The following is a 15,946-nucleotide window of genomic DNA, read 5'->3' on the forward strand; positions in this document are numbered from 1 at the left end:
TCTAGTGTAGTATCTTTAAGACATGAAAGTATTACTTACAGGTGCCAACGGTTATATAGGAGTCCGTTTATTATATGAACTTCTTAAAGCAGATCATAAAGTGGTTTGTGCAGTGCGCAATGCGGCAAGACTATCTGTGCCACAAGAAATACGCGATCAAATAGAGATTATAGAAGTAGATTTTCTAAAGGTAGAATTAAATCAAAAATTACCTCAAGATATAGATGCTGCCTATTATTTGATCCATTCCATGACATCGAGCACAGAAGATTTTGATCAACTAGAAGCGCAAAGTGCTCAAAACTTTGTAAAATTAATTAGAGAAACAGACTGTAAACAAGTTATTTATCTCTCCGGAATAGTAAACGAGGATAAATTGAGTAAGCATTTGCTTTCGCGAAAGCGAGTGGAAGACATACTTTATACAGGAGATTATAACCTCACGGTATTAAGAGCTGGAATAATTGTGGGTAGTGGTAGTTCTTCTTTTGAAATAGTACGCGACCTATGTGAAAAGTTACCTGTAATGATCACTCCTAAATGGGTGAATACTAAAACGCATCCCATCGCTATACGCAATGTGATGAGTTTTTTAATAGGTGTTTTAGGTAGAGAAGATTGTTACCGTCAAAGTTTTGATATAGGTGGTAAAAGCATTTTAACTTACAAGGAAATGATGCAGGGATATGCCAAAAACCGAAACTTAAAACTAGCTATAATCACGGTACCAGTTATGACGCCTAAGTTGAGTAGTTACTGGTTGTACTTTGTAACCAGCACGAGTTATAAACTTGCTCAAAATCTAGTAAACAGCATGGCTATAGAAGTGATCGCTTCTAAGAATGATCTTGCTCAACGATTAGGCATAGAATTATACGATTATCAAGAAGCGCTTACTATGGCTTTTGCAAAAATTGAGCAAAATCAGGTAGTCAGCAGCTGGAAAGATTCTATGGTGAGCGGTAGATTTAAATACAATCTCAATAAATATAAACAGGTCCCAAGTTATGGATGTCTTAAGGATGCTCAAAAACTAGCAGCTAATGATCCTGACGCGGCGCTGGAAAGGATCTGGTCCATAGGCGGTAAAAACGGTTATTATTACGCAACGTTTTTATGGAAAATAAGAGGTTATCTGGATAAGCTTTTAGGTGGTGTAGGCTTGCGACGCGGTCGTACAAATCCTACCACTATCTATGCTGGAGATGCCTTAGATTTTTGGCGTGTTCTTGTTGCAGACCGTGAGGGAAAAAGGTTACTACTATTTGCCGAAATGCGTGTGCCTGGAGAAGCCTGGTTAGAATTTGAAATCGATGAGAACAATGTCGTACATCAAACAGCGACTTTTAGACCCAAAGGAATTTGGGGTAGACTATACTGGTACTCTATGCTACCGTTTCATTACTTTATTTTTGCTGGTATGATGAAACATATCGCAACTGGGAAGTAGTATTAAAATACTCACGAGAGGTTAATTTAACTCTATCTCTCGTGAGCATATTTTTTTAAATAGAGGTTACAACTTTTTCCATAGGTAATCTAGATTTAGGACTACGATCTATTTGATTACTATCATTTTCATCACGGTACCCAACGGCAACAGCGACTACAGAATGATAACCCTCATGCCCTAAAATTTCATTATACCTTTCTGCATCGATACCTTCCATAGGTGTTGCATCTATTTTCATTTGAGCACAAGCGCTCAATAGTACACCTATAGAAAGATAAACTTGCTTATCAAACCATGTAGTTATATCTTTCTTAGATAATGGCTTTAAAACATCTTTATAATACTCTACAGAGCCATCTGGCAATGAGTTTTCTATTTGCTCTTCAAACAATTCTAAATTATCAACTCTGTTAAAGACAACTAGAGTATCACAATCTTTAATTTTATGTTCATTAAAATAAGAAGCTGCGGCTAATTTATTTTTTAAATCGGCATCATTTACAAATGTAAAATTCCACGGCTGGCTATTAATAGAAGAAGGTGATAACCTAAGAATCTCTTTCAATTCTTCCATTTTATCTACCGCCACTTTCTTTGAAGGATTATATCTTTTTGTTGAATACCTCCATTGCATCGATTCTAAAAAACTCATATATTAAATTTTAAGATTTATGTATTACGCTTATTTCTATGAATTTAAGCATTCCTATTATAGATGCCACAAGTTTATAAATAAACGCAACAACTTTAACAGTGGTTCTTAAAACAACATCATTTAAAAGTTAAAAAAGAGTCGAAAAAATTAATCTAGAAAATCAAAAGCATCTATACCTTAGGTAAAAACACCTCGGCCATCATACATCTTACAGAGCCACCACCTAAGGTTTCAATAGTAGAAATAGATGGATGTAAAATCTCGTTATATTTTTCTAATTTTTCAATTTGCATAGGAGTTAACGACTTATATGCCTGGTCACTCATTACTAGAATGCGATCACCTTTATCATTATGAACCTGCATCATGTTACCTGCAAACGCATTCACTTGCTCTTCGGTAATCTTTATTACTTCTTTACCGTCTTCTTTAAGGTGATTTAGAACGTTTTTAGCTTCTTTCTTATCATCAATGGAATCTAGGCAAATTACTGCATAATCTTCTCCTAGAGCCATCATTACGTTAGTATGATAAATAGATAGACGCTCTTCTCCTACTGTTTGATAAGCTTTGAAGATAACAGGTGTGTATTCAAAATCTTCACAAAATTCGATCATCAGTTCTTCGTCTGCACGAGCAGATAAACTACAGTATGCTTTACGATTTACACGATCTAATAACAAACTACCAGTTCCTTCTAGAAAGATCCCTTCGTCTTCAGCACTTGTGTAATCTATAACGTTGTTGATCTGGAAACCTTCTGCTTCCATTAACTCCATAGCGTCTGGTCTTCTCTCTCTACGTCTGTTCTCGGCAAACATAGGATATAATGCGATGTCTCCGTTTTCATGAGTAGAGATCCAGTTGTTAGGAAATATAGAATCTGGCGTGTCAAATTCTATGCGATCTTGTACTACTAATACATGAATTCCTTTTTCTTGTATTGCTATTACAAAAGCGTCAAATTCATCTTGAGCTTTCTTGTTTTGATCAATGATCTTTACGCCTTCATCTTGATAATAGTTGTTTACGGCAGTTTCTTCGTTTAAACGGAACTGTATAGGGCGTACCATGAAAATGGTATCAGTAATTTGTCTCATTAATCTCTAATTAAGGGTAAGGTAGAACATCTTAAAAGACCTTCTTGTTTTGATATTTCAGCATATGGCACTTCTTCTACGGTGATACCGTGACTGCGCAACCATGTATTTAATCTTGTAAAATTCTTTTCTGACACTACTACGTCCGGAGCGATAGAAAAGATATTTGAATTCATGTAATACATCTCTTCTTGAGATATTTCAAAGCAATTTTCTGGTCCGAAGAAATCAATTAAATATTGATACTCTTCTTCTTGTAAAAATCCGTTTCTATGTATAATACATTTACCGTCACCTACAGGCTGGAAACAACAATCTAAATGCAATGCGTTATTGTATGGATCGTGATTATCTTTTCTTAAATTAAAAGAGACCACTTTCTTATTAGGAAAAGTTTTTTCTAGCCATTCCACACCTTGCACATTAGTGCGAGCTATTATATAATCTGCATAGTCCTCTCCACGATAAGTCCCCACAAAAACATGATCGTTATATAACATAACATCACCACCTTCTATATGAACCTCTTCTGGAGGTCGTACTACGTTGTCAGGATTAATTAGGTCTATTACGTATTGTATAGCCTCTATTTCTTCCTCACGATCTGGGAGAATATTTGCCTTCACAAAAACATTATCGATTACAAAACCTATATCACGTGTAAATATCTGATTACAGTCTTCTATTTGTTCAGGTCTAAAAACCTTTACATCATATTTCTCAAACACAGCAGCAACCGCTTCCATTTCTCTTACCATATCCTCATTTTTAGGATAAGTACCTGCTATGATGTGTTCTCTAGACTTAGGGTCATAGGCATCTACTAGATCTGGCACTGGACCATTGCTTTTAGCTGTACCTAAAATTACCGACCTTAACCTTGAGGTCTCGTTATTAACATGAAGATTAATTTTTTCCATAATGCGAATTTAATAATTACCACTAGTCTTTTCTACTAATATCACAATGCTTTTATCAACTCTTTATAATCATTTAAAGATCAACTTATAAAGTTTATAAAATTAAAAAACTCCCAAAAGCATTTACTTTTGGGAGTTTTAAATATCTAATTTAAAAGAGATTATCTGTCAGATGCTTCTTTAAAAGATCTTAAGTTTTCACCTGTATAAACCTGACGTGGTCTACCTATAGGTTCTTTATTTTCTCTCATTTCTTTCCATTGTGCGATCCATCCTGGAAGACGTCCTAATGCAAACATAACTGTAAACATTTCAACTGGAATTCCCATTGCACGGTAAATAATACCAGAATAGAAATCTACGTTAGGATATAATTTACGATCTACAAAGTAAGGATCGTTAAGAGCTTCTTGTTCTAGACCTTTAGCAATGTCTAAGATAGGATCTTCTACACCTAATGCTTCAAGAACCTCGTCTGCAGCTACTTTTATGATCTTAGCACGTGGATCAAAGTTTTTATAAACTCTGTGTCCGAATCCCATTAAACGGAATGGATCATTCTTATCCTTAGCCTTAGCCATATACTTTTTAGTATCACCACCATCTTCTTTAATTGCTTCTAGCATTTCAAGAACTGCCTGGTTAGCACCACCATGAAGTGGTCCCCAAAGTGCAGATATACCGGCACTTAAACTTGCAAAAAGACCTGCATGAGAAGAACCTACGATACGTACTGTACTTGTTGAACAGTTTTGCTCATGGTCTGCATGAAGGATTAATAATTTATCTAGTGCGTTAGAGACAATAGGGTCTACTTTATATTCAGAATTAGGTTTCTTAAACATCATTTTAAGGATGTTATCTACATAACCTAGACTATCATCACCATAATCAAGTGGCTGTCCTGTACGTTTTCTTAATGCCCATGCTACAAGAACTGGGAATTTACCCATGATGTTCACGATAGCTTTGTACATATCTTCTTCACTATCTACATTTACTGAAGATGGATTAAATGCTATAAGCGCACTTGTTAAAGAAGAAAGCACTCCCATAGGGTGAGCCGTCTTAGGAAAACCATCTAAGATTTTCTTTACATCTTCATCTACATGAGATTGAGCTTTAATGTCACTGTGAAACTTCTCTAATTGAGTAATTGTAGGTAACTCACCAAAGATTAATAAATAGGCAACTTCAAGGAAATCAGCTTTATCTGCAAGGTCTTCTATAGAGTAACCTCTATATCTAAGAATTCCTTCTTCACCATTTAAGAATGTTATTGCACTAGTACAACTACCAGTATTTTTATAACCTGGGTCAATAGTGGTAAGTCCACCAGTTGCGCCTCTAAGTGTTTTTATGTCTATTGCCTTTTCATCTTCTGAGCCAGTAATAACAGGAAACTCGTATTTCTTGCCTTCAAACTCTAATATCGCCTTGTCTGCCATTTTTATTTTTGGATTTTCTGTCTACGAAAATACGTCACAAGCTTTAATTTTCATACTATATAGAAGTGAAGTTTAATTATTTAATAAATATTTAATCTTTAATACATCTATTTAGGGCGATAACTTAGAATATTCTACGAATAAGCACAGTTTTAACTTGAATTCCGCTTTCGCGAAAGCGAAACTAAAACCAGCTTAAAAACAAAACGACGACCTAAAAAGGCCGCCGTAAAGCAATTTGTAGTCCCAAAAACTAACAAAAAATTATTTCACTATAAGTTGTACAGCAGCAGCATCTACATCTGTTTCTACTTTTAAAATATACATACCTGCGCTTAACACTGTAGATGGTTTTATAGTTTGAGAACCATTAAATTCATTTGTATGGGTATAAATCCTTTGACCTAACGTATTATACAAAGTCATAGTCACTTCTTTACCACTTAAATAACTACTATTTACTTGAAACGAATTACCTACTACCGGATTAGGAAATACTTCTAGATCGTTTTCTAATAACGACTGCTCTAAGGAAAGTATCGCTGCCCCATATTCTATCTTAAATCTGTTGCTACTACTACCAGCAGCACTTACATTAAAATTAACGACATTCACACCGTTTTGTAAAATTGTGCGCGTTCCTATTTCATTATCTACTAGAGTCGCTGTTACACCACTGTTTAAATTCACATCTAATTCCATGACATAATTATTGATTCTATAATTAGAAATATGTAGTGGCGTCACATCTCCTGCCTGTGGATGTTGCGTTTTTTCTACACTTAGAATATCAACACCATTTGATATAGCAAGAGTCTCATCTAAGTTGTTAAACTTTAATGCATCACTGTTATCTACCTGGTCGTTATATGAATTATTAAAACGCATCACAGCCTGATCTAAAACAGTCCTAGTCGCTGCATTCTTTAATCCAATAATTATCTCATTATCTAAATCATAGATTCCAAATACTTGAGTCAACGGCTGGCTAACTGCTTTTTGAGATTCTTTAAATGTTAAAGCACTAGCACCGCTAGTGGACACAAACAGAGACTGTCCTGGTTGCAAGAACTTATTTGCGGTACTAGACATAGGTATCGCGTCACCATTTGCCGTACCTAAATCTACTGTGGCATAACCGCCACGTACATTTAAATTAGGGTCCCATACATAAACAAAGCTTGCATTCATACCAGTAGTTGCAGCATCTAATAAAACGCTTTTAAAATCTACGACTGCCTGGTATGGATTTGCTATCATCGCAAATTCTCCATTACTAGTTGCATAAGATGCCGAATAATCTCCTGTATGTAAAACACCACTAGACCTTAATGTCGTATTAGAAGGTGTTGCTGCATTATCTGTTAAATCTGTATTACGATCACCTCTTACTAACATTCTCATAGGTGTACCTATAACTAATTGTTCTATATTAGTATTAGGCACCGCGTTCCATAAATAATTATCATTATCAAATGTAAATAGAGAATAAGCTCCTGTAGAGGTAACATCAAAACCGTTTGCAGCGCTTGGCCCTGTAATATGAGTACCTAATCCTGTTGCAACATTCCCATCCTCTTGCCAGTTTTCTCTTATACTACCGGTAGAGTTTACTGAAGAACTGAGGAATCTAAAAGCTCGTTTTGCTGGTATATAACGCTCTACTTTTACACTGCCGTTGATAGTTGCTAGACTAGCATTATCCAGTTGTCCTGTTGTGGTTGCATTACTCTTAAACACAATATTATTATTGGCATTTATAACAGATGACTGAGGTTTTAAGACATAATAAATATTTGTAACAGCATCAAAGGTCACTCCAGCTGTGTTGTTAACCTCTAGAATATCTACGTCCAAAGATCCAGTACCAGTTACTGCCTGACTAGATGCTCCACTTATTTCTAGAACACCATCTGTTGCATCTACTAGACCATCTACAGTCAGGTTGCCTTTTACAGCAAGTGTTGCATTAATATCTAGAGTACTCATGGCACCCATAACGTCCATATTATTAATCACAGAACTAACAGCTATAGGAGCTACACCACTTAATACTTGAGCATTTAAACCTCCTGTTTCTGCATGAGGAGCAAATGGAGACCATGCACCAGCGTCATATATAAGTGTAGGATCTTCTATCGTGATAGTAAATACATCACCTAATAAAACAGTGTCTGAATTACCTAAAACTGTATATCCAAATGAGTCTTCATTAACCAACTCCATAGAGTCATGTACATATTGAATATTACTATTATTTAAATCTCCTTGACTAAATGAATCTCCTACATTAAGATCTACACCGTTTAATTGAATTTGTCCATAATCTACATCGTTAGTTACTACATAAACTAGGTTTGCATTAGTAAATCCTGTTTGAACCGATCTTAATAATGTATTATCAATGATGCTAGTTGCATTAAAAGCAGTTGTTAATCCTAAGTTTCTATTATTATCGATATCATTTACATATTGTAATCTACCACAAACGGTAACTGAAAACTCATTGAATGTTCCACCATCTTGCGTTGTAATATTTCCAAATCTATCTCTGACTGTTCCAACTCTATCGGTTGCTAAAAGCACCCATTCTCCTTGAGCACTTAACCCATTGAAACGAGTAAAAGCTTGTCCTGGTCTTTGATTACCAGTTAGGGCACCACGATAAGTTGAAGCACAGCTAAAGTTCTGAGTACCATTATCACTTACTGTAAGGTCAAAGTTTGCTCCATCTGCACATTCCCGATTATATACTTCAGAAAATCTTCCAGAAGGTGCGCTAAATTGCATTTTAATATCTCCTGTATCTGAATGACTTGCTCGCATATAATAACTCACTTGAGTAATTTCTATATCATCTGGAATATTCATACGTGCGCTTACAGCATTAACTGCGCTGTTTTCCCACACATTATCTCCGTTTTCAAAATATTCATTTTCATAAGTTCTACATACATCTTGTGCTGTTTGAAAAGAACTTATTGAATTAATAGTTCCAGCGACACAATCACTAGAAGGTGTTACTTTCCAGTAATAGATTTTACCTGCTTCTAATGCAGTAGGTTGATATGAATTCACAAAAGAAACCATACCAGATTCTGCAATAGTAGAAAAGCTAGGATTTTCTGATATTTCAACAAAATAATTAGCAGCACTAGCTAGATCCTCCCATTCTAGTAATGGATTTGCAACTTGATTTCCTGCACCATTTACCGGCGCTACTTGAAGAACATCTCCTATACTATTATCAAATAGTTTAAAAGTAAAATCTTTAACTATTGTTGCCGTAGAAGATTGTGCCTCTACAGTAAAATCATACTGACTTGCTTCTACCGAAGATGTTCCTGAAATAACAATATCTACCGTAGCGTCTACAGTAGTTGTGTTAGGGTTAAAGCTTGCTATTAATCCTGCTGGTAAACCTACTGCGCTAAATGTAACCGTATCATTAAAACCAGGCGCAGCGTTGTATTGAAAAGAAGTTGTTCCGTTACCAGGTTGACAAACAGAAAAGTCTTTTGTTACTGCAGTTAATTCAAATGTTCCTTCTTTGATCTCAAAGTTACCGTTATTCACATTAAAGAAATAGTTATCTACAGCTTCTACCATAATTCGAGCATTTGCAGTTTTAGTCCCAGTAGGAATAACAACACTACTAGATCCTGTATTACTCACATTAGATGCCAATGTAACCGGATAAGTGTAACCTCCATCTAATGATAATTTGATATTAACTTCAGTTGCTAGCTCTACTCTATTGGTTCCAGCAACATCCCAAGTTACAGTTTGTATCTCTCCTTCGTGCCATATTTCATTTAACAATGGAGTATTGACTACGAAGGGACCTACAACATCCCTAGGTTTAACTATTACTTCTCCACGATCTGTCTGACCTCCAAAAAGATTATTATCTCTTATAGTGCAAACAAACCTCATATCTCTCGACACCGAATTTAAAGTTTCCCAAGTATCATCTGTACCATTCAGCACTTCCTCTAAGTTCGGAAAATATCTAGTAGGACTAGTTGTTGCAAATTTAGTTCGGAACATAGGCCCAGTCGTATTTGTGCTGACCGGAGGTTGAGTTGATCCAGCATTTGCCGATGTACCTTCATCCCATTGCTCCCAGTTATATGTATACACCTCACCACTATCAGGAACTTGTCCAGAATTTCCAGTTAGCTTAAAAGGAGTAGAAATAGGTAAAAACTTTTCTGCTAAATCATTTGATATAGGAGCAGTAGGATTATCATTAGTTAAGTTAACTTCTACTTCGCAAGTATCTGCATCAATTGAATTATGCATTTGCTGAATACTTGCTGCATGGAAATATGCATCACTATTTTCCTGAACATTTGGAGAACAAATACCTGCGTAACCCATAATGGTTGACGCACTACCTGTCTCAAACGGCTGACCACCAGCGGAACCAAAACATGGATTATAATAAGTATGAGAAGCACCAAATTGGTGCCCTATCTCATGACATACATAATCGATATCAAAAGGATCAAATTCTGGAGTAACTATTCCCGTTACACCACGTTCCTTACCTGTGCTACAAGGACTAGTCCCAGCAATACCACCACCACCTGTAGAGAACACATGACCTATATCATAACTACCAGTACCCAAAACACTTGTTAATGTATTTGTGTTTTCAGCTAGCATATCACTTCCAGAGTAATTACTGTAGGGATCAGTAGATGGATCTGTATAAATAACATTATTATTATTTCCTACAAGACTAAATCTCATAGACATTTCTTGTTCATAGACAGAGTTAACTCTTGTAAGAGTAACGACTATTCCAGCAAGAGCATCTGACACGGCATTCCCATTGGCTATGTTACCATCATCATGGTAGGCAGTATATTCTGCAGTAGCAGCAATTGCTATTCTATATGTTCTAAAAGTAAGATCTCTAAATGATTTTGTTTGTCCAACAGCAACAGACGACTTACTTAATACGTCTAAATTATCGTCTACCTCACACGCAAAATTATCGTCACTAGCACGGTTAAGATCTTTTCTATTATAGATCATAATAGATTCTGGAGATACTTTAGAATATGGATCCATATAAAGAATCTTCTCTCCAGTGATTAAACCATGAAAACCTTTAGGTGTAATGGTAAAATATATTTTATTTAAAAGGTTTGTTTTACTCTGACCTACATAAGATTGAATCTGTGGGTATTGAGCATGTAGCTCTTCAGAAACAGCACCAGAAGTGTAGATCCTAAATGTTTCAAATTGATCATTACCTAATGGAAAGTCTACTTCTATAGCTGTGCCGCCATCAAATCTATCGACAGCTCCATCTAACTTTGTAGAAAGTGCATCTACATCAATATCAAAAATATCAAATTTATTAGGCTGTATCGGTCTTAAATCTTTAGATATCTTACCTACTATAGACATATCTGGACTTTTCCAGATCGTTTGTGAATAAGTAGAAAACGGTAAGAGAATTAAAAATGCAAAAAATAGAATTTTGTTCATTTGTTGTGAATTTTTGGGATCACAAATAAACAACAGTTCGTCTGACTTTAGGTTATTTCATCTATTAAATGCGCTTTTAATTGGCTTTTAACGCATTTAATCGATTTTAAAAACCAATGATATGAACATATATCAATAAAAAAAGCCACCTATGTTCTAGGTGGCTTGTGTTTTACCGCTTTCGCGAAAGCGGAATAATATCAATTATATTAAAACTGAAATGCTTTTCTACCTGGGTAATAAGCAGCATCACCTAACTCTTCTTCTATACGGATAAGTTGGTTATACTTTGCCATACGGTCTGAACGTGATGCAGAACCTGTTTTTATCTGTCCTGTAGATAACGCCACAGCAAGGTCTGCAATAGTATTATCTTCAGTCTCTCCACTACGGTGGGACATCACAGATGTATATCCTGCTTTGTGTGCCATAGTTACAGCTGCGATAGTCTCTGTTAGAGTACCGATTTGATTAACCTTAATTAAAATAGAATTTGCAATATCATTTTCAATACCTCTAGAAAGTCTTTCTACGTTAGTAACAAACAAATCATCACCTACGAGTTGTACTTTATGACCAGCTTTTTCTGTTAAAAATTTCCAACCATCCCAATCGTTTTCATCCATTCCATCTTCGATAGAGATAATAGGATACTTATCTGCCAGATCAGAAAGGTAAGTTGCTTGTTCTTCTGAAGTTCTAATAACCCCAGTTTCACCTTCAAACTTAGTATAGTCATATTTTCCATCTACAAAAAATTCAGCAGCAGCACAGTCAAGAGCGATCATCACTTGTGTTCCTGGTTCATAGCCTGCATTTTTGATAGCTAATAATATAGTATCTAAAGCATCTTCTGTTCCATCTAATGTAGGTGCAAAACCACCTTCATCCCCTACTGCAGTACTTAATCCTCTATCATGAAGAACTTTCTTTAAATGGTGAAAGATTTCAGTACCCATTTGAAGAGCATGAGAAAAACTTTCTGCCTCTACCGGCATAACCATAAATTCTTGAAAAGCAATAGGCGCATCACTATGCGATCCACCATTAATGATATTCATCATAGGAACTGGAAGAGTACTCGCACTCATACCTCCTATATATTTATATAAAGGCTGGTTAAGCTCACTAGCTGCGGCTTTTGCACAAGCTAATGAAACACCTAAAATAGCATTTGCACCTAAACTAGCTTTGTTAGGCGTACCATCTAATTGTATCATTAATTGATCAATATAGGCTTGTTCAAAAACCGAAGTTCCTAAAAGCTCTTCAGCAATAATGGTATTCACATTATTAACAGCTTTACTTACACCTTTACCCATAAAAGCTTTACCGCCATCGCGCAATTCTACCGCTTCATGCTCACCAGTAGAAGCTCCAGATGGAACTGCTGCTCTACCCATAATTCCGTTTGATGTAACGACATCCACCTCTACAGTAGGATTACCTCTTGAATCAAAAATTTGTCTTGCGTGAACTTCTATAATTGTACTCATATTGTTACTTCTTTTGTTGAGTTAATAAGATTGATAAATTGGTCAAATAAATAAGTAGCGTCATTTGGACCAGGGCCAGCTTCTGGATGATATTGTACTGAAAAACATGGCTTACTATTATGCTTTATACCTGCAACTGTATTATCATTAAGATGATAATGTGTGATGGAGATATCTGAATTATTCTCAGTATCTTCTCTACTTATTGCAAAACCATGATTTTGGCTAGTTATCTCACCTTTGCCAGTTTCTACATTCATAACGGGATGATTAATACCGCGATGACCATTATGCATTTTAAAAGTAGATATTCCGTTTGCTAAAGCTATTACTTGATGTCCTAGGCAAATACCGAATAATGGATCCTCAGCATTTAAAATATCCTTAGCAGTAAGAACTGCTTGCGTTAAAGGTTCTGGATCACCAGGACCATTTGACAGGAAATAACCATCTGGATTAAAAGATTTCATTTGTTCATAAGTAGAATCAAATGGAAATACCTTTATGTAAGCACCACGACTCGCTAGGTTGCGAAGAATATTCTTTTTAATACCTAAATCAAGGGCTGAAATTCTAATGTTAGAATTTTCATCTCCATAAAAATAAGGCTCCTTGCAAGAAACCTGAGAAGATAACTCTAAGCCCTTCATAGAAGGAACGGTAGCTAGTTGTCTTTTAAGACCATCTAAATCATCAATTTCAGTAGAAATAACAGCATTTTGAGCACCATTATCTCTAATATATGAAACTAGTGCACGAGTGTCTACGTCTGATAGAATTACTAGGTCCTTTTTCTCTAAATAAGATAACAAATCACCTTGTGCAGCTTCTCTTGAAAATACTTCAGAGAAATTCTTACAAATTAATCCTGCTATTTTCACAGAGTCTGACTCTTCATCGACACTAGTTACACCATAATTACCAATATGCGCATTTGTAGTAACCATAATCTGACCGAAATAAGAAGGATCTGTAAAGATCTCTTGATATCCCGTAGTTCCGGTATTAAAACAAATTTCGCCTGTGGAAGTACCACCCTTACCTACCGCCTTACCGTGAAAAATGGTTCCATCTTCCAACAAAATAATGGCGTCTTTTTTCTCTAAATATCCCATAATCAGTTTGTATTCAAAAATAATCTAAAAAAAATGCAAAAAAAAAGGATCAATGAAATAATCATTGATCCTTTTTCTACATATTATAAAGAAATTTACTCTTCTTCATTTGACTTTGTATCAGCTACAGTAGCGGCAGAAGATGACTTACTTCTTCTACTACGTCTAGTAGTTGCTTTTTTAGCACCAGCTTCTAACTTATAGATTTCATTATAGTCAACAAGCTCTATCATAGCCATGTCTGCATTGTCACCAAGTCTATTACCTAATTTGATAATTCTAGTGTAACCACCTGGACGGTCACCTACTTTTGCAGCTACATCTCTAAAAAGCTCTGTTACTGCTTCCTTACTTCTAAGTTTGGCAAAAACCAATCTTCTATTGTGAGTTGTATCCTCTTTAGACTTTGTAATCAATGGCTCAACAAATTGCTTAAGCGCTTTAGCCTTAGCCACAGTAGTATTTATACGTTTGTGCTCAATAAGAGAACAACTCATATTTGAAAGCATAGCCTTACGGTGTGCAGTCTTTCTACTTAAATGGTTTACTTTTTTTCCGTGTCTCATTTTGTATTATATTCTTGAACTAGGAAGAACCTAGTCACGGTCTAATTTATATTTTGCTAGATCCATACCAAAGTTCAAGCCTTTGACATTTACTAATTCTTCTAACTCAGTTAAAGACTTCTTACCGAAGTTTCTGAACTTCATCAAATCATTCTTGTTATAAGAAACAAGATCACCCAATGTTTCAACTTCAGCAGCTTTCAAGCAGTTTAAAGCTCTTACAGAAAGCTCCATATCTACTAACTTAGTCTTAAGCAACTGACGCATATGAAGACTTTCTTCATCATAAGTTTCAGTCTGAGCTATCTCATCTGCCTCTAGAGTTATTCTCTCATCAGAAAATAACATAAAGTGATGAATTAAAGTTTTAGCAGCCTCAGTTAATGCATGCTTTGGATGAATACTACCATCCGTTACAATTTCAAAAACTAATTTTTCAAAATCTGTCTTTTGTTCTACACGATAATTTTCAATGCTATATTTAACATTCTTAATAGGTGTAAAAATAGAATCTATTGCTATAGTACCAATCGCAGCACTTACGTTTTTATTTTCCTCTGCAGGAACATAACCACGACCTTTTTCAATAGTCAGTTCTAAGTTAAGACTAACACTACTTTCAGTATTACAAATAACCATATCAGGGTTCAAAACTTGAAAACCTGAAATATGTTTTTGCAAATCTCCGGCAGTAAATTGATTCTTACCTGAAAAAGATACATTAACAACTTCGCTATCTACCTCGTCAATTTGTCTTCTAAAACGTACTTGTTTAAAATTAAGAATAATTTCAGTAACGTCTTCAACAACACCTTCGATTGTAGAAAATTCATGATCCACACCCTCAATACGAATTGAAGTTATAGCGAACCCTTCTAAAGAAGATAAAAGTACTCTTCTAAGTGCATTACCAACGGTAAGTCCATAACCTGGTTCTAACGGTCTGAATTCGAATTTTCCTTCAAAATCAGTCGAATCAATCATGATTACTTTATCCGGCTTTTGGAAATTTAATATTGCCATAAGATTACTTAATGAATTGGTTATTATTTAGAGTACAATTCTACTATCAGTTGTTCCTTAACATTTTCAGGAATCTGTAGACGTTCTGGAACGCTAACGAAAGTACCTGATAAAGAAGCTTTATTGAAAGTTATAAAATCGTAAACACGATCATTACTTGATAAAGAATCATCGATAGTAGCTAAAGATTTTGACTTTTCACGAACTGCAACAACATCACCTGGTTTTAATTGGTAAGAAGGAATATTCACCAACTGACCGTTAACCGTCATGTGTCTGTGAGAAACAAGTTGTCTAGCTCCTCTTCTTGTTCTAGCAAGACCCATACGATAAACAACGTTATCTAGTCTTGACTCACAAAGTTGAAGTAACACCTCACCTGTAATACCTGTACTACGAACAGCTTTGTCAAACATAAGTCTGAATTGCTTTTCTAAAATACCATAAGTATACTTAGCTTTTTGCTTCTCTTTGAGCTGAACAGCATATTCAGACTCTTTACCACGGCGTCTTGCGTTACCATGCATACCTGGAGGATAGTTTTTCTTCTCCAATGCTTTACTAGGGCCAAAAATTGGTTCTCTGAATCTACGAGCAATCTTTGCCTTAGGACCTCTATATCTTGCCATTTCTATAAATTTTGTGAGTGATGTATCATGAATTCA

The 15,946-nt window shown here is 35.5% G+C and carries 11 protein-coding genes; 1 reads left to right on the forward strand and 10 read right to left on the reverse strand.

Going from position 1 to position 15,946, the window contains the following annotated elements; translation table 11 throughout:
- Window positions 1-22: 22 nt before the first annotated feature.
- Entirely contained in the window at window positions 23-1,450 is a 1,428-nt protein-coding gene (locus ACJJVN_RS02200; RefSeq protein ID WP_405377006.1) for an SDR family oxidoreductase, read from the forward strand.
- A 55-nt stretch (window positions 1,451-1,505) separates the two neighbouring features.
- Here the strand turns inward: ACJJVN_RS02200 and ACJJVN_RS02205 are convergent, their stop codons facing one another.
- From ACJJVN_RS02205 to rpsD, 10 genes are all read right to left on the reverse strand, one after another.
- Window positions 1,506-2,105 (reverse strand): nitroreductase family protein, encoded by a 600-nt coding sequence (locus ACJJVN_RS02205; RefSeq protein WP_405377007.1) that lies wholly within the window; start codon window positions 2,103-2,105, stop codon window positions 1,506-1,508.
- A 173-nt stretch (window positions 2,106-2,278) separates the two neighbouring features.
- The gene (ctlX, locus tag ACJJVN_RS02210; RefSeq protein ID WP_405377008.1) at window positions 2,279-3,208 is read right to left on the reverse strand and encodes a citrulline utilization hydrolase CtlX; all 930 of its coding nucleotides are present in this window, start codon (window positions 3,206-3,208) and stop codon (window positions 2,279-2,281) included.
- Window positions 3,208-4,128 carry a dimethylarginine dimethylaminohydrolase family protein gene (locus ACJJVN_RS02215; RefSeq protein ID WP_405377009.1) on the reverse strand — a complete coding sequence of 307 codons (921 nt, stop codon included), beginning with the start codon at window positions 4,126-4,128 and terminating at the stop codon, window positions 3,208-3,210. Before ACJJVN_RS02215 ends, ctlX begins: the two co-directional genes overlap by 1 nt.
- A 161-nt stretch (window positions 4,129-4,289) precedes the next feature.
- Window positions 4,290-5,576 carry a citrate synthase gene (locus ACJJVN_RS02220; RefSeq protein ID WP_405377010.1) on the reverse strand — a complete coding sequence of 429 codons (1,287 nt, stop codon included), beginning with the start codon at window positions 5,574-5,576 and terminating at the stop codon, window positions 4,290-4,292.
- 264 nt (window positions 5,577-5,840) lie between these two features.
- Window positions 5,841-11,081 (reverse strand): reprolysin-like metallopeptidase, encoded by a 5,241-nt coding sequence (locus tag ACJJVN_RS02225; RefSeq protein ID WP_405377011.1) that lies wholly within the window; start codon window positions 11,079-11,081, stop codon window positions 5,841-5,843.
- Window positions 11,082-11,290: 209 nt separating this feature from the next.
- Window positions 11,291-12,577: a phosphopyruvate hydratase gene (gene eno / locus ACJJVN_RS02230; RefSeq protein ID WP_104515637.1), complete on the reverse strand. Its 1,287-nt coding sequence runs from the start codon at window positions 12,575-12,577 to the stop codon at window positions 11,291-11,293.
- Window positions 12,574-13,692, reverse strand: coding sequence for a glutamine-hydrolyzing carbamoyl-phosphate synthase small subunit (carA, locus tag ACJJVN_RS02235; RefSeq protein ID WP_405377012.1), 1,119 nt, complete (start codon window positions 13,690-13,692; stop codon window positions 12,574-12,576). Before carA ends, eno begins: the two co-directional genes overlap by 4 nt.
- Before the next feature lie 95 nt (window positions 13,693-13,787).
- Window positions 13,788-14,258, reverse strand: coding sequence for a 50S ribosomal protein L17 (rplQ, locus tag ACJJVN_RS02240; protein ID WP_405377013.1), 471 nt, complete (start codon window positions 14,256-14,258; stop codon window positions 13,788-13,790).
- A gap of 30 nt (window positions 14,259-14,288) precedes the next feature.
- A complete protein-coding gene (locus ACJJVN_RS02245) occupies window positions 14,289-15,281 on the reverse strand; it encodes a DNA-directed RNA polymerase subunit alpha (RefSeq protein ID WP_104515640.1) in 993 nt (330 codons plus the stop codon).
- Between the two features lie 23 nt (window positions 15,282-15,304).
- Window positions 15,305-15,910: a 30S ribosomal protein S4 gene (rpsD, locus tag ACJJVN_RS02250; RefSeq protein WP_104515641.1), complete on the reverse strand. Its 606-nt coding sequence runs from the start codon at window positions 15,908-15,910 to the stop codon at window positions 15,305-15,307.
- Window positions 15,911-15,946 lie beyond the last annotated feature (36 nt).

This window comes from Nonlabens sp. Asnod3-A02, assembly GCF_045063755.1.
Classification (GTDB): domain Bacteria; phylum Bacteroidota; class Bacteroidia; order Flavobacteriales; family Flavobacteriaceae; genus Nonlabens; species Nonlabens xylanidelens.